Origin of the sequence: Cupriavidus sp. SS-3 (assembly GCF_035818815.1) — a bacterium.
GTDB classification, from domain to species: domain Bacteria; phylum Pseudomonadota; class Gammaproteobacteria; order Burkholderiales; family Burkholderiaceae; genus Cupriavidus; species Cupriavidus taiwanensis_C.
This window is the reverse complement of record NZ_JAYLVT010000008.1, coordinates 56965-72833: the sequence shown is the minus strand read 5'-3', so window position 1 is coordinate 72833 and position 15869 is coordinate 56965. Positions and strand designations below refer to the sequence as shown.

Genomic DNA, 15869 nt, shown 5'->3' with positions numbered 1-15869 from the left:
CCGATGCAAAAGGGCCGGCGATCGCCCCAGTCGTCGTCAGCGGGGTTGGCGCGCCCCCATCAGATACCACACGGCCGCAAGCACCTGCAATCCCACCAGCCCGCCCCATGCCGTCAGGTGCGCTGCCTTCGGGTAATGTCCGGCGGTCGCTGCCCACAAGTCCAGCACAAGTCCCACACCCACCTGGCAAGCAAAGGTCGACAGGAACACGGTCAGCGTCATGGCCGTCGTTGCCCGACCGATCAGTGCATCCGGGAAGCTGCGCGCCAGCACTGCGTAGGTCAAGATGCCACTGGAGCCGAACACGCCATACGCTGCCCACATCAGCACCGGTGGCAGCGGCACTTGCGCCATCAGCAGCAGTTGGATCACGATAAAGCCGGTCATGCCGGTGCCGGCAAAGGCATAGAGGCTCACGCCCAGGCGTTCCAGGTGCCGCGCGGCCCAGCCCGAGCCAACGCAGCCCGCCATCATCGCAAAGCCAATCACCGATACCAGCCGCGCGCTGTTGCCCGCATCGTAGCCGGACACGTCGCGCAGGAAGGCGCCCACCCATAGCGTCTGCACCGCCAGGAATACCCCCTGGTTGAGCAGCGTCAGCGGCACCACGCGCCAGAAGCGCTCGCTGCCCAGGATCTGGCGCGTGCCGCGCAGCTGCTCGCGCAGGCTTTCCTTGCCGACCCGGGGCTTGTCGGGCGCGCTGAACCACAGCAGCGCCGCCATCGCCAGCGACACGCAGGCGAGGCCGATGCTGACCGTGCGCCAGTCGGTATACGACAGCAGCCAGGTCAGTGGCGTGCCGACGAGCACCGCACCAAGGCCGCCGATGGCCATCACCACGCCGTTGAGCAGGGGCATGCGCGACAGCGGGAACCACATTGACAACGCCTGGATCGCAGCACCCAGGCACACCGACACGCCAACGCCGATCAGCAGCCGGCCTGCGGCCAGTCCCGCCATGCCGGGCGCGAACGCGAACACCAGCGAGCCGGCCACCGCCACCAGCAGCATCGCCGCTTCGGTGCGGCGCGGGCCGTAGCGGTCCAGCAGGATGCCCGCCGGTAGCTGGGCACACGCAAAGCCAAGGAAATAGAAGCTGGTGAGCAGGCCCAGGTCACCGGCATTGAGGCCGAGTTCACGCGTCAGATGGGGGGCAAAGCCCAGGTTGACGCCGCGGAACAGATAGGAAATCAGAAAGCCCAGCGAAAACACGGCCAGCACGCGCCAGCGGGCGGGCGCACTGGCTTCGGGTCGCGCTTGCGGGGATGTGGAAGACAAGGTGGAAGTCGTAGTCGTCATATGGCCTGCATTGTCTTCCCTCTGACATGGCAAAGCCAACGAAAGATACCCACCGCAATTGTGAATAGAATTTGACGTCCATGGCGAAGCGTTTCTCGGCCGGGGCCAGCCGCTCACAATTGCGCTGGATAGTCGGACCCAGTCCGCTCGAGAGCTGGCTCACCGACACTCAATCAAGCCTGAGCGGATGACGCCATTCGGTACCCATATTGTCGTCAGTGATCGGCGTTAGCCCGGCCGTCCTGGCCAGAATGCGCGGGCAAGCTTCCATGGCATCGGCGCTTCCTGATCCGCCGCCCTGCTCAATGGATCGCCACACGGCATTCAAGCTGTCGGTCAGCACGCGGCCCTGCTGGCGACCCGGGTCCAGGATAGGCCGGCCATCGATGCGATAGGCTGCCAGCGTGCGTCGCCAGTGCTCGAAGTCCCAGGCCAGCGGCGCGCGCGACACCACCATATGATTGCTGAAGCGCGCGCCATAGGGAAACGCCAGGCATGCAGTTCGCTGGACCCGTTCCGAGTCAGTGGTGTTGTAGTACAGAATGCCGCTCGGCTTCAGATGGTGATCGGCCAGTTGCAGAAACTCCGCTGACAGCAGATTGGTGGCATTGGCCCGAAAATGCCAGGTGGTATTGGAAACGATGGCGTCGAAGCGACGCTCCGGATGCAGGCGAAGCCAGCGGCGGCCGTCGTCGACGACGATGGTCACCTTGGGATTGCGGAGAACCGAGGCTACTTCCGGATTGCGGGCAAGCAGTTCCACATAGCCCGGATTGATCTCGACAATGGTAAGCGAGCGGACCTCCGGGTTGTTGGCGATCACCTGCGCCCACGATCCCGAGGAAAGGCCGATCATCAGCACGTCGCGTGGGTGACGATGGAACAGGTTCAGCGCGTAGGGCCGCAGGATTCCGTTGGTGTCATGCACCAGGTCCACGTTGAAGCGGCCGTCGTACATGCCCCCACCGTACACAGTACCCTCCTGATCTACCGTGATGATGCCGCTGCGATTTTCAATCACTTGCACAAAGGGTCCCTTGGCATCGGGCGCGCCTTTCCACAACAGTGTTTCCAGCACAGTCCCGCCAAGCGGGGGCAGTGCCGCCATGGCCAACACGCCCGTTGCGCAGGCGGCTCCCCCGTGCCAACGTTTCAGGCGCGGTGGCAAGGGCAAGCAAGCGCCCAGCAACAGGGAACATGCCACCCCGGCGCCGACCAGCACCACGGCAATGCTGACCAGGCCCATATGCTCCATCAGCACGAAGCCGGTGACGACGCTGCCCGCGGCGGACCCGATGATATTGGCAAGATAAAGCAGCGCGGTGCGCATGCCGGCGTGAGCGTCGGCCGCGACGCCCCAATGGGCCAGGCACGGGAGCAGCGAGCCCCAACTGCGTGCCACCAGGTACACCATCAGGAGCAAGGCACCGAGCAGCACACCATTAGGCAGTTGTAAATGTGCCAGCACGGGCAAGAACAGCAGGCCCGCCAGGTTGGCTTTGAGCAGCGCACCCGCCAGGCGCCGCATGCCGTGCGCTATCGCGCCATCACACCATTCTCCCGCCTGGCGCGAACCCGAGGCGATGCCTACCAGGAACGCGCCCAGGATTGCGGCGAAAGCGAAGGCGCTGCCGCCCGACGCATAGGAGACCGTGCGGAAGAAGAAGATCTCATACGACAGCGAAATGGCTCCGCCGATACAGGCCAGCATCAAGACGACAGGGAATTTCAACGCAGGCGCGGTCGTTGGTGTAGCCACGGGCCGCGCCCGGCTGATATGCAGGCCCTTGCCTTCGCGCCAGTACGTGAGCAGTGCTCCGAAAGCGACCGCAATATTCAACCCGACCGCCACATATACCGCGCCTTGCATGCCAAGGAAGGGAAACAGCACCACCGCGCAGGCAAGGCAGGCGGCCCCCGCGCCCAAGGTATTGACGTAGTAAAGCAGCCCCACCGAATTGCCGACGTTGCCGGAACGCGGCGCCAAATGGCCGACCAGCACCGGCAGGGTGGCGCCCATCAGCAGGGTCGGCACCAGCACCAATGCCAGCGTCATGGCTGCTGTCACAGCCAAGGGCAAGCCAAGCGCCAGCGACCCGACCCGATCGAAAATGCCGAGTGACACCAGGCCGAAAGCGCCGGTAAGGAGTTCGATGGCAGCGAGCAGGGGAAGCAGCGCCAGGCCGCGCCGCCTCGATAGCAGTCCACCCGCAAGGCTGCCAAGGCCGAGCCCGAGCATGAAAGCGGTGACGACTATCGTCACCGACTCGATATTCACGCCAAGAATGCGGAACAGCGCGCGCTGCCAAACCAACTGGTAGATTAACGCGGGGAAGCCAGAGAAAAAGAAGAGCACGCAGAGGATTCGCCGCCAGCGCACTTCCTGGCCTTGCGTTGCCGCACTGGGCCGGCCAAATGCTTCCCCGGTTCCCGCCGGGACGGCGGCATCGATGGGATTGCCTGGTTCCATGACCATTCCCCGAAGGTTATTGTTATCGTTTTCTGCTGGGCTGCTCTCTTCCGCGCCCGCCGTTCCCTCAAGCCAGCTGTGCCGGCGCCGCTTGACCGACCATCGCCGGCGTGCGCCGCCCGGCAAATGCATGCAGCATGCCTGCTGTCAACGCCCATAGCCCGACCCCCGCGACCACATCCACAAGGTAGTGGCCTCCCTCTGTGGGCGTGGAAAGAATCATCAGACCGTTCAATACGCAAGCAAGGACGAAACCGATCTTCGACCAGCGCATCGCCTGGATGAAGATCAGGGCCAGCGCGGTGTGATAGGACGGCAGCGAAACCAGTCCCTGCATTTGGCCCAAATCGAACACTTGCATGGTGCCGTCGCGAAGTTGGGCGAAGTGCGCGACCGTGGCGACCTCGTCTGCACTGGCCAGACCGTAGCTGACATAGGCGCCGGCCGCGGGCCAAGGCGCGGCAATCAGCAACAGCAGCACGCAAGACAACATCAGGTTCGCAAGGAACTCGCGCAGATAGGCAGCCTGCCCGAGCAAACCAGTCAGTATTGGAACGAGTACCAGCTGGGCGAGTCCGCTGAGGTAGGCAAGCTTCAGAACGTAATCAAGGCCCGGATGGGCACGCACCCAGGCGTATGTCCGCGGCCAATCGAAGCCCAGCATCTGATCGAGCGCCGCCAGCCGGCCGTCCACCAACGGGGGCGCCAGTGTCACCAGCAAATATGACATGACACCCATGACGTTGGTGAAAGCGACCAGCAGCGCGCCGCTATGCGCCACCAGCGCCAGACGCCGATAGTGCAACCCACGCAAGGTAGCGTTAATACGGGGATGGGAGGCGATCAGGCTCAGCGCCATGGCAATCGCAGCCAGCATAGCCACGCCAAGGCAACTACCGCTCAGGCTGGCGCTAGTCACGGAACGCCCGCTCACGGCGAGCCAGGCTCCGTCGAGTACCAGCACAAGCAAGACCACACCCCATCTAAGCGCATCCCCACGGGTAAAGACCCGAGTCCCCGTTGTCATTTTTGTCGCCCCCCGGCATGACCTGACGGCAATTCGCGATGCGTCGTCGCCAGGCAAAGCTGATAGGGGCAAGATACTGTGCGGCGCGCATGACCGGCATCGTCCTTTAGGCGAATCAACCTTAAGAGCTAGGGGACCACGCGCCGCAAGCCGGATGCCACGCGGCCGGCTCCACACGCCGGCAGCCGATTCGCAGTGGTCCAATATCCCGCAGTCCCTTGCCGTGATTCCCTCCAGGGACAACCGGAAATTCCGCGCCAATTGTGAGTAGAATTTGACCACCATGGCCAAGGCCCCCGCCAGAGCTTCCACCCGCCCCGTCCACCTGCCGCCGCTGCAAGCGCTGCGTGCACTGGAGGCCGCCGCGCGCCACCGCAGCTTCTCGCGCGCGGCCGAGGAGCTGGCCCTGACCCACAGCGCCATCAGCCATCACGTCCGCGCGCTCGAAACCAGCCTGGGCACCAAGCTGTTCCAGCGCAGCGGCAGCCAGATGGCGCCCACCAGCGTGGGCGCGCGGCTGGCCGAACAGGTGCGCGGCGCGCTCGACGACATCGAAAGCGCGCTGCGCGAGGCCGGCAACCGCGCCGGGCCGCCGGTGATCCGGCTGCAGGTCAGCGTGATGGCCGACCTGGCCAATGCCTGGCTGATCCGCCGGCTGCCCAGCCTGCATGCCCAGGTGCCTGCGCTGGACCTGCACCTGCGGCTGCATGCGGAGATCACGCCCCCGGACCCGTACAGCGTTGATGTCGGCATCTGGCACCAGCGCATCGACCTGCCTGGCTTCGAGTGCCACAACCTGATCGAAGACCACGTGATCGCGGTGGCCAGCCCCGCGCTGCTGGCGCGTTACCCCGGCTTTACGCTGGCCGACGTGCCGCGCCTGCCGATGCTGCGCTTTGCCCTGCGGCCCTGGCGCGACTGGCTCGAGGCCGCCGGCCTGCCTGGCGACGAACCCGAGCGCGGTCCGATCTTCCAGGACGCCGGCCTGATGCTGCAGTCGGCCGTGGCCGGGCTGGGCGTGGCGACGGCGCGCGCGCAACTGGCGCACGACTACCTGGCCAGCGGCGAGCTGGTGCAGATCGGCCCCACGCGGATTCCGTCGAGCCTGCACTACTGGGTGACCTGGCGCGAAGGCAACCCGCGCGAGAAGGCCATCCAGCAGTTTCATGCCTGGCTGCAGGAACAGGTGCGTCTGGAAGGCGAAGGCGCGCAGGCGACCGCGGTTGCCACCGGCAATGCCGGGCAGTTTCATCCGTGAAATTGTTTGGCGCCGCGATGTTGGCAATACGAATCATTTTCGTCTGGGCCCGCTAAATCAAAGGCTTGGCGCCTGCCAGGCCCCACCCGCCTCATACGCGCCAGGACCGAGCCGCATCGTCGGCACGGGCTCCGAGTTTCACGGATGCAACCATTTGGCTCCACGTGCCAGCCTGCGTGGAAATCTTGCCCTGCCCATCCAAACAGATGAGAAGCGGCTGAGTCGGCCGGCCGCGATTCGTCCGAAGGCCTGTCAACGCGTCGGTTTTCTCCATCCGTGCGCGCTGCCGGCGAGTGCGCGACACCAAAAGGCTGAGGTCGGCGCGGCCGCCCCATGTCGGCGGAAGATGTATGCCCTTCAAATCCTTGTAACGGAAATGAAACTGTTTTGCGGGGAGGTAAGGTGCAGTATCGGAGCCCTCCGCCGCGCGTGTTTCAAATTTTGCACTCCCTCGTTTAGGTGGGCTATGCGAGCAAAAAATGCCTCATTCTGCACCCCACCCCATGATTTCGTGCCCGATACGTTGCTTTGCCGCGAATGGATTTTTTGCGTTGCAGCATGAAATGGCCGCGCGGCGTAACAAGAGCGGAACGTTTTTGATCGCACCGTGCCGGCGATGCCTTCGGCAAATTAGCGCATTACCTTTCTTTTCAATGACTTAGCTAGCTCTGGCACATTCGTCGCAGATATGTCGCCGCGAACAGAAGCCCGGAACAAAGGGGAAGTCTGAAACGAAAGCGGCAAACACACTGGCACGCGTTCGCCGAGGATCAGTTTCAGGACGACCCCGCAACCCAGGGCGGGAATTGGACTGGCGCTGTAAGCGGGGGCCACGCGGCAGGAACTGGTCCGCATCGACACCCGCCATGACATGGGGTCGACAAGATAAAGCGGAGGTCATTCAGGCGCACGGGCCGCAAGCGCAAGCAAGGGGTCCGTGCCACCTGAATCCCGCGGCAAGCCGGCATGCCGGTGCGCCCGGACAAGAACGGGGTGGAACAACAGAAATTGGGGAGCGCGCCGCGCCGCATCGCCACGATGCGCCGGCGCAAGCCTTAGAGCCAACGGAGCGAGCGGCCGGCCTTGCCGGCCGCCAGTTCCGCAAATAACAAGAATCCGGGGAAATCTCATGAGCGCGTACGCCAACCGCCCGCTGCTGTACCTGTCGCAACACCATGACGCCACGCTGTGCCGGCTGTTTGCCCAGCGCGGCTGGAAAATCAGCTTTGCGTCGAACCTGCAGGACCTGCAGGCCCTGTCTCCGACCAGCCAGCCCCTTGCCGCGCTGCTGGACCTGCAAGGCGGTTTCGGCGATGCCGAACTGGAAACCTTCGAGCCCTGGCTGGCGCAGCGGCATATCGGCTGGATCGGCATCGTCGCCGGCCAGCACACGTTGAGCGAAACCGCGCGCCGGTTGCTCGGCCTGTATTTCGTCGACTACCACACCGCGCCGCTCGAGCACCCGCGCCTGGCCGAGGCCCTGGGCCATGCGCTCGGCATGGCCCGGCTGCGGCCCGGCGCGCAGCATGAGACCCCGCGCACGGCCCGCCCCGACGGCATGATCGGCAGCTGCCCGGCCATGCAGTCACTGTTCCGCGGCATCGAGAAGGTCTCGCGCTGGGACACGCCGGTGCTGATCTCGGGCGAGTCCGGCACCGGCAAGGAACTTGCCGCGCAGGCCATCCACCGCGCCTCGGCGCGGGCCTCGCGCCCCTTCATCGCGGTCAACTGCGCGGCGATCCCGCCCACGCTGCTGATGTCCGAACTGTTCGGCTACGAGCGCGGCGCCTTCACCGGCGCCACCAAGCGCAAGCCGGGCCGCATCGAGATGGCCCAGGGCGGCACGCTGTTCCTCGATGAAATCGGCGACATGCCGATCGAAAGCCAGACCAGCCTGTTGCGCTTCCTCGAGACCGGGCGCATCGAGCGGCTGGGTGGCACCGAGTCGGTCGAGGTGGACGTGCGCATCATCTCCGCCACCCACGTCGACCTCGAGGCCGCGATCGCCGCCGAGCGCTTCCGCGGCGACCTGTACCACCGGCTGTGCGTGCTGCGCGTGCGCCAGCCCCCGCTGCGCGAGCGCGGCAGCGACATCCTGCTGATCGCCGAACACGTGCTCGACACCGTGCGCAAGCAGTCGCCGGCGCGCATCCGCGGCTTCTCGCCGCTGGCGCTGCGCGCAATCCAGCTGCACACCTGGCCCGGCAACGTGCGCGAGCTGATCAACCGGATCCGCCACGCCGCGGCCATGTGCGAAGACGGCGTGATCCAGCCCGCAGACCTGGAACTGGCCGCGCCCGCCGACGATCGCCCGCAAACGCTGGCCGCGATCCGGGAGGCCGCCGAGCAGAACGCCATTGTCGAAGCGCTGCAGCGGCACCATGAGCGGCTGATCGACGTGGCCGCCGAGCTCGGGATCTCGCGGGTGACGCTGTTCCGGCTGATGCGCGACTACAAGCTGCAGGTGAAGAAGGGAGACCTGGGGTTGATCTGCGTGCAGGGCTAGCACCTCAACGCTCCCATTGAAGGATCGGATCCATGTCCCCTGACGCGTACCTTGAAATGGCCGACACCGAAGCCAGCCATTGGTGGTTCCGTGGCCGGCGCGAGATCGTCGCCACCATCCTCTGCGGCCTGGCCTTGCCGCGCCGGGCGTCGATCCTGGAGATCGGCGCGGGCACCGGCGGCAACCTGGCGATGCTGTCGCAGTTCGGCCAGGTCAGCGCGGTAGAAATGGACGGCACCGCGCTGCGCCTTGCGCGCGAGAAAGCTGGCGACGCCTGTGACCTGCGCCACGGCAGGTGCCCCGACCAGATGCCGTTCGCCGGGCACAGCTTCGACCTGGTCTGCCTGCTCGACTGCCTCGAGCACATCGCCGACGATGCCGGCTCGCTCGACTGCGCGGCCAGGCTGCTGAAGGCGGGCGGCGCGGTCTTGGTCACCGTGCCCGCCTACCAGTGGCTATGGAGCGCGCACGACGTCTTCCTGCATCACCAGCGCCGCTACAGCAAGCGTTCGCTGCACGCGCTGGCCAGCCGCTGTGGCCTGCACGTGGAGCGGATGTCGTATTTCAACACGATGCTGTTCCCGCTGGCCGTCGCCGCGCGCATGGGCGACCGCCTGCGTGGCAGCCGCCACGCGACCGGCGCCGGCGTCCCGGCCGCGCCGGTCAACCACGTGCTGCACCGCGTGTTCCGCGCGGAGCGCCACTGGCTTGCGCGCGGCTCGCTGCCGTTCGGCATTTCGCTGATGGCCGTGCTGCGCGCATCGTGAACGCCAGCGGCACCGCGCCCGGGCTGCGCCAATTCACGCGTTTTCTATTCTCCGGCGCCACCTCGACCGGCGTGCATGTCGCCATCACGGCCACGCTGATCAACGCGCTCGATGCCTCGCCGGTGGCGGCCAACTGCGTAGCCTTCGTATGCGCGACAGCGTGCTCGTACCTGCTCAATACCCTGTGGAGCTTTTCCTCGCGCTTGCGCCACCGTACCCTGCGACGCTTTGCCAGCGTCTCGCTGCTGGGCCTGGCGCTGACCGTCGGTATCTCGTGGACCGCGCAACGGCTCGGCGCCAGCTATTGGGCCGGGCTGGCGGGTGTGGTGCTGACCGTGCCGGTGTTCACCTACCTGCTGCACCGGGCCTGGACTTACCGCGATTGATTCGCGGCAGGGCCCGGCGGCATTGAGCTTCAGCGGCCGTTGCTGACTTGCCCGCGATCGATGCGGATCACGCGCCGTCCCGACGCCATGTTCCGGCTTTGCCCCGTCTCCTGGTAGCGGCGCCGCACCAGGTAGATCGGCCGGCCCTTGGCCTCGTCGTAGATGCGGCCGACATACTCGCCCACCACGCCGAGGCCGATCAGCTGGATGCCGCCGAGAAACAGCAGCACCGACAGCAGCGACGCATAGCCCGGCACATCGATGCCCAGCACCAGCGTGCGCGCCACGATAAAGGCGCCGTAGCCGAACGCCCCCAGCGCGATCGCCACGCCGATGTAGGTCCAGCTGCGCAGCGGCATGGTGCTGAAGCTGGTGATGCCCTCGAGCGCGAAGTTCCACAGGCGCCAGCCCGAGAACTTGGAATGCCCGGCGCTGCGCGCCTCGCGCTCGTACGGCACGATCACGGTGCGGTAGCCAACCCAGGCGAACAGGCCCTTCATGAAGCGGCGCCGCTCCGGCATCTGCTTGAGGGCATTGACCACCACGCGGTCCATCAGGCGAAAGTCGCCCACATTGACCGGCAACTTCTGGTCGGACAGCTTGTTATGGACGCGGTAGTAGGCACCTGCCGTGACGCGCTTCAGCCAGGAATCACACGCTCGGCTGCTGCGCTGCGCCAGCACCACCTCTGCCCCCTCGCGCCAGCGCCTGACCAGTTCGGGGATCAGTGAGGGCGGATCCTGCAGATCGGCATCGATCGGGATTACCGCATCGCCCAGTGCCTCGTCCAGGCCCGCAGTCAGGGCCGCTTCCTTGCCGAAGTTCCGCGTCAGATCAACGACCCGCACCCGAGGATCCCGGTGCGAGTACGCAATCAGCTGATCCAGCGTGTCGTCCGAGCTGCCGTCATTGACCAGCACAAGCTCGAAGCGGATCGCATCGATGGTTTCGAGCACCGGAATGACACAGTCGAAAAACCTGCCGATGCTGTCCGACTCGTTGTAGCAAGGCACCACCAAGGAAAGCAGCCTGACATCATATGGACCCGACATGATTCTTCTCCCCGAGACGCCGCATCTGGTGCGCGCCGTCATGCTTGCGCTATACAGCGCTTGTCTTCGGCCCGGCGAAACTATCGGATGGCCGCCGTAGCTCTGTGATCAGGCATCGAGCGATGCCTTGCCTGTCCGTTCCAGCCGGACGCGCCAGACGGCAAGCGCCAGCGCCAGCAACAACACGACCGGCATCACCGGTATCCCGACCCACTCTCCCGCCAGCAGCCCGTACAGAGGCAGCAGCCACAACAGGATCAGCAACTCACGCTCGCCAGGCAGCCAGCCGTAGCGATGGGCATGAAGGCCCAGCCACGCGATGGCGACACCCAGGAAAGCCAGGTCGTAGTCGTAAAGGTAGGGAGGAACCAACAGCATGGCAGTACATAGCAGCGCTGCACGCAGTGCAAAGCTGCAGGGACGTGACCATGCGTAGATCACCGCTGCCACTGCCGCACAGGCGGACGTCGCATGCACGACATAGGGCACGGTAACGCCTCCGAGCAGCAGCTTGACGGCCGCAAACACCGTGGGCATCCGCACCAGCATCGCCGAACCGTCCTCGACTGCCGCGCGCGCAACGCCTGTTGCTTTCAGGAATGCGAGAAATGGTTCGACCCCGAAGCACACCAGCGACAGGACGGCCAGCGCCGTCGCGCTCGCCATCCATCCGAGCAACGCACGCCACGCGCCGGCGCAGAACAAGGCAAGCGGGAACATGATCGCAAGGTGTGGCTTGACCGTAAGCAGCCCGAGCAACATCCCGGCCAACATCGGGCGTCGGTGCAGGAGCGTCAGGGCCAGGCCCGCGGTGCCGGCCAGCCAAAGCGAGTTCTGCCCGGTCGCAACGCCGATGGCGACTCCCGGAAATCCCAATGCGGCAATCCATGCCCCGCGCCACGGCAAGGTCCGGGACATCGCGAGCCCATACCAACCGAAGCCGCCCAACAGGAACACCAGGGCCGCGCACCAATAGGGCAACAGGCCAAGCGGCAGCAGAGGCAGCAGGAATGTAGGCGGATAAAACCATGGCAGCATGCCATCGCCGGACGCAAGGTCAGGCATGACTGAAATCTCTTTGGCGTGCAGCAGGTCATAGTTGTACGGCGCTGCTGCGCCCTGCTCGAGCGCCACGCTCGCCGCACTCCAGAAGACGACAAAATCTGCGCCCGGCTGGATAAGCCCCGGAACGGTCAAGACCCAGGCCCGGAACATCCAGATTCCAAGGAACGACACGTAGCAGATCAGCCCCGCGCACGTATACAGCCATAGACGGCCCGCATCGAGCCAGTGCCCGCCCGGCACGCCGATCGGTTGCTTGCTGTGCATTAGGTTCGGAAAAGCCATGTCGCTCGCTCCGCAGACTCACGTTGTCGGGCAGCCGCGGCTGCCCGTGCTGTCGATCGCAGCCTGTCGCGTGCCTGCCTACGTGCAAGCATGCGCACGCGCCATCGACTCATGGCCAGCTCCGTCGTCATCGGCCCTTGGGTTGCCATCCTCGACTTCGCAGGAGCGCCGCCAACAGCCGGCCTCCGCGGTTCAGTGTTGTCGCACAGCCGCGGGAACGCAAGCCAGCGGGGATGCCGGGACGCGCACCTTCCCGGGCTCGTCCAGCGCCGCCTCGCACAACGTTTCCATCCTGAATCATGGGGCCTGGTCGGGCGTGGAACGTCGATTTCACAAGGGGCGGCGAGGATCCTGCAGGCTCTTCTTAAAACAGCGCGGGGGCTACCGGGCAGCCGTGATGTTTCTATTCGGAAACGCTGGCCTCGGGCAGCGCGTCCTCATCCATCAGGCGGCCCACGGCAGCAACGCTCAGGCGAGTGGGCCAATCGGGTCGTCCAGGCGCCCGAGGCACTGCACGCGGCCCACCTCGCGGGCTCATGCTTTTGGCTGAGATCAGGGCGCCATGCCGGGCGGCGCCGAGCGGTGCGCGGGGATGTGCACTAGTGCATCGGTCGAGTCATCCGAATTAGCTTGCGCGGCGTGCGTTTCCGGCTGGCAACGAAGCACGCCCAGAACGCCGCTGCGGTGCTGACCAGGCCCGCACCGATGCTGCACCGATGGCTGGAAAGCCTTGTGGGACAACGGCTTCACGCCAGCTGGCCCGCGCCTTGCCTATGCCATGGCACGCTGCATCGCCATCAGCATCGGGTTGCCGCGATGCCGGTGCAATCTGGCCGACAACAGAAGAAATATACGGGGAGCTTCACCATGCCTGCCGTCCACCAACCGGCGTTGCCGCACATGCAAGCCAGCCACCCTGCCGCTGCCCGGCTGGGCGGCAGCGTGCCGTTCCGTTGCATGGCCCGCGCCCAGCATGCGCAGCATGCTGCGCGATGCATGCACGCGTCGGCAGAGCGTCGGTTGCAGGCGCGCAGCCCTCTGGGCATGCACGGTCCTGGCCGCTGGCCGTTCCATGCGTGTGCCATCTGCGCGCCGCCCGGCTCCCGCGCCCGCCGGTCTTGAACCGGTCATGTCAGCTTTCCCAAACAGCGGTTTCGCTGTCCTGCAGTACCGAGTAGTTGTTCTCGATCAAAGGAGATTGTCATGCAAGCCCTGACCACCATGTTCCAGCAGTTCATGCGCGACGAAGACGGGGTAACGGCCATTGAATATGGCCTGATTGCCGCCCTCATCGCCATTGTCATTATCGTCTCGGTCCAGACCGTTGGCACGCAATTGAACAGCGTGTTCAGCAAGATTGGCAGCTACCTCACGTCGGCCAACACCTGACCGGCGCGCCCGCATGGCTGCCCGCGAGGGCGGCCATGCGGGATCCACGACGCTCAACGTAGCACTGACGCTAGCAGGAACGCGCGATGCAAAAGCTCTACACCGCCATATCGAAGCTATCGCATGACGACGCAGGCGTCGCGTCCATCGAGTACGCGTTGCTCGGCATGCTGATCGCGGTCGCCATTGTCAGCGCGGTCTCGGCGGTCGGCGACGCCGTGAAGCTCATGTACGAACTGATCGCCTCCAGGATGCCTTGAGGCATCGGGACCAACGAACACGCCGCCATCCAACCTTGCCAGCCTGACGCCATGCAATCCGCCACTCTCGCGACCTTAGTCGGCCCCATCACGATCGGCATCGTGACGACCGCCGCGGCCATCGACCTGGACCGTCGTCGCATCCCGAACTGGCTGACTTTCGGCGCATGGCTCGCGGCCCTGCCCATGCAGGCAGCCATCCAGGGAATGACCACAGGGTCGCTCGCATGGCTCTATGGCTGGCTGGCCGGCCTGGCGATATTGCTGCCCTTCTACCTTCTGCGCGGCATGGCCGCGGGCGACGTCAAGCTGATGGCAGCCGTGGGCGCCTGGCTTGGTGCAGGCATGGTGCCGAAGATCGCGCTTGCGACCTGGCTGATCGGCGGCGTCTGGGCACTGACACTGCTTCTGTTTACCGGCCAGGCCCGCGCAACGCTGTCGAGGGTCGGCCACATGTTGCTGGGCATGGCCGTTCATCATCGCACCGCGCCGACGCAAGCGGAGGCCAGGACATCAGCCGGCTCGCTGCCCTACGGCGTTGCCATAGCAGCAGGCACGCTGGCCATGCTCTTTGCCGGTACGTGAGGCAGCCATGACAATCGCGCCGGCCGCGGCGGGCGCGCTGAAGTGAACTCGCAGATCAGAATACAGGGGACGGCAATGATCGAGCATCACGAATCGCGCCACGCCACGCGGCTCCTGGAGCCCGTCGCGAGCGGCAGAAATGCCGAACATGACACGCTGCCGCTGCCAGCCTGGTACGCGCCGCCGCGCACCGTCGCCGACACCGGCCTGGACACCGCCCAGTTGCTCGGCTTGTTGATGAAGGCGGCCTACCTGCACCGCACTGTCACGCTGGCGGTGCTGACTGACACGCTCAAACTGCCGGCGCTGGTGGTGAATGAAGTGGCTGCCGTGGCCGTGCGCGAACGCTTGCTGGAAGTCGCGCATCGTGGCGCCAGCGACCTCGACGTCCGCTTCCGCCTCACCGATGCGGGATATGCGCGCGCGGCGGAAGCGTCTGCGCGCTGCAGCTACCTGGGAGCGGCGCCGGTCACGCTGGATGCCTACATAGCCGCCATCACGAGCCACTCGGTCAGCCATGCAAAGGTGGGCAAGGCGGATGTCACTGCCGCCTTTCACGACCTGGTGGTCCCGTCCCACCTGCTGGACGCGATCGGCATGGCACTCAATACCTGCCGCGCGCTGATGATCTATGGCCCCGCCGGCAGTGGCAAGACCTACCTGGCGCAGCGCCTGGGCATGCTGTTGCCCGGGGCCGTGCCGGTGCCGCACGCCATCACCGTCGCCGGAGAAATCGTCCAGGTTTTTGACCCGCTGGTGCATGCTCCCTTCGACAACGGCGACGCGTCGCTGGGCCATCGCTCGCTCGACCGCCGCTGGGTCTTGTGCCATCGCCCGGTGGTGCTGTCAGGCGGGGAACTGACGCTGTCCATGCTGGACCTGCGCTATGACCGCACTGCCGGCTTCTACCAGGCGCCCCCGCACATGAAGGCCAACAACGGCATCTATATCGTCGACGACCTGGGCCGCCAGCTAGTCGGTGTCGCCGACCTGCTCAACCGGTGGATCGTGCCACTGGACCGGTCGGTCGACATGTTTACGCTCAACACGGGCGTGCGCTTCTCCGTGCCGTTCGACGTCTGGCCAGTGTTCTCGACCAATCTCGAACCGGCGGCGCTGGGCGACGATGCCTTCCTGCGCCGACTGGGCAGCAAGCTCTATGTAGGGCCGTTGTCGGTGGACGACTACCGCGATGTGTATCACCGCACCGCCGCCGAATTCGGCCTGGCCAGCACTGACACCGTGTTCGACTTCCTGGTGGGCAACCTGCACTACGCCAGCGATACACCGTTGCTTGCCTGCATCCCGCGCGACCTGCTGCGCCTGGTGGATTCGGGCGTGCGGTACCACGGCTGCGCCGCGCAGGTCACCGAAGCAGGCCTGCTGTCAGCCTGGCAGAGCTACTACGGGTTGCGCACCACGGCCGAGCCGATGCCACCTCCGGACACCACGCGCCGTTGGACGGACGATCACCGCGCCGCAAGCTGAACTGCACTACCGGATACTCGGGACAACTGTAGGGG

Annotated in this window: 13 protein-coding genes; 8 read left to right on the top strand and 5 right to left on the bottom strand. The window is 65.6% G+C overall.

Annotated features, from left to right (window positions below; genetic code table 11):
• Positions 1–36 precede the first annotated feature (36 nt).
• The 3 genes from U9J39_RS14230 to U9J39_RS14220 form a co-directional block, all read right to left on the bottom strand.
• The gene (locus U9J39_RS14230) at positions 37–1299 is read right to left on the bottom strand and encodes an MFS transporter (RefSeq protein WP_115708511.1); all 1263 of its coding nucleotides are present in this window, start codon (positions 1297–1299) and stop codon (positions 37–39) included.
• 169 nt (positions 1300–1468) lie between these two features.
• Entirely contained in the window at positions 1469–3769 is a 2301-nt protein-coding gene (locus U9J39_RS14225) for a spermidine synthase (protein ID WP_115711571.1), read from the bottom strand.
• A gap of 67 nt (positions 3770–3836) precedes the next feature.
• Positions 3837–4646, bottom strand: coding sequence for a phosphatase PAP2 family protein (locus U9J39_RS14220; protein WP_240987648.1), 810 nt, complete (start codon positions 4644–4646; stop codon positions 3837–3839).
• 433 nt (positions 4647–5079) lie between these two features.
• Between U9J39_RS14220 and U9J39_RS14215 the strand changes: the two genes are divergently transcribed.
• From U9J39_RS14215 to U9J39_RS14200, 4 genes are all read left to right on the top strand, one after another.
• Positions 5080–6054 carry a LysR substrate-binding domain-containing protein gene (locus U9J39_RS14215; protein ID WP_115708507.1) on the top strand — a complete coding sequence of 325 codons (975 nt, stop codon included), beginning with the start codon at positions 5080–5082 and terminating at the stop codon, positions 6052–6054.
• Positions 6055–7183: 1129 nt separating this feature from the next.
• Entirely contained in the window at positions 7184–8560 is a 1377-nt protein-coding gene (locus U9J39_RS14210) for a sigma-54 dependent transcriptional regulator (RefSeq protein WP_326347337.1), read from the top strand.
• A 32-nt stretch (positions 8561–8592) separates the two neighbouring features.
• Positions 8593–9327 carry a class I SAM-dependent methyltransferase gene (locus U9J39_RS14205; RefSeq protein ID WP_115708503.1) on the top strand — a complete coding sequence of 245 codons (735 nt, stop codon included), beginning with the start codon at positions 8593–8595 and terminating at the stop codon, positions 9325–9327.
• Entirely contained in the window at positions 9324–9713 is a 390-nt protein-coding gene (locus U9J39_RS14200; protein WP_116312247.1) for a GtrA family protein, read from the top strand. Before U9J39_RS14205 ends, U9J39_RS14200 begins: the two co-directional genes overlap by 4 nt.
• A 29-nt stretch (positions 9714–9742) precedes the next feature.
• Here the strand turns inward: U9J39_RS14200 and U9J39_RS14195 are convergent, their stop codons facing one another.
• On the bottom strand, positions 9743–10765 hold the full coding sequence (locus U9J39_RS14195; protein ID WP_326347336.1) for a glycosyltransferase family 2 protein: 1023 nt from the start codon (positions 10763–10765) through the stop codon (positions 9743–9745).
• Positions 10766–10873: 108 nt separating this feature from the next.
• On the bottom strand, positions 10874–12112 hold the full coding sequence (locus U9J39_RS14190) for a glycosyltransferase family 87 protein (RefSeq protein ID WP_115708498.1): 1239 nt from the start codon (positions 12110–12112) through the stop codon (positions 10874–10876).
• 1203 nt (positions 12113–13315) lie between these two features.
• On the opposite strand from U9J39_RS14190, the gene U9J39_RS14185 reads away from it, so the two are divergent.
• The 4 genes from U9J39_RS14185 to U9J39_RS14170 all read left to right on the top strand — a co-directional run bounded on the left by U9J39_RS14185 (position 13316) and on the right by U9J39_RS14170 (position 15834).
• Positions 13316–13501: a Flp family type IVb pilin gene (locus tag U9J39_RS14185; protein WP_025582744.1), complete on the top strand. Its 186-nt coding sequence runs from the start codon at positions 13316–13318 to the stop codon at positions 13499–13501.
• An 86-nt stretch (positions 13502–13587) separates the two neighbouring features.
• Positions 13588–13761, top strand: a complete 174-nt coding sequence (locus U9J39_RS14180) for a Flp family type IVb pilin (protein ID WP_115708497.1) — start codon at positions 13588–13590, stop codon at positions 13759–13761.
• Positions 13762–13812: 51 nt separating this feature from the next.
• Complete coding sequence (locus U9J39_RS14175) at positions 13813–14346, top strand: A24 family peptidase (protein WP_326347335.1); 534 nt, start codon at positions 13813–13815, stop codon at positions 14344–14346.
• A 75-nt stretch (positions 14347–14421) separates the two neighbouring features.
• Positions 14422–15834, top strand: a complete 1413-nt coding sequence (locus U9J39_RS14170) for an ATP-binding protein (RefSeq protein ID WP_115708493.1) — start codon at positions 14422–14424, stop codon at positions 15832–15834.
• Positions 15835–15869 lie beyond the last annotated feature (35 nt).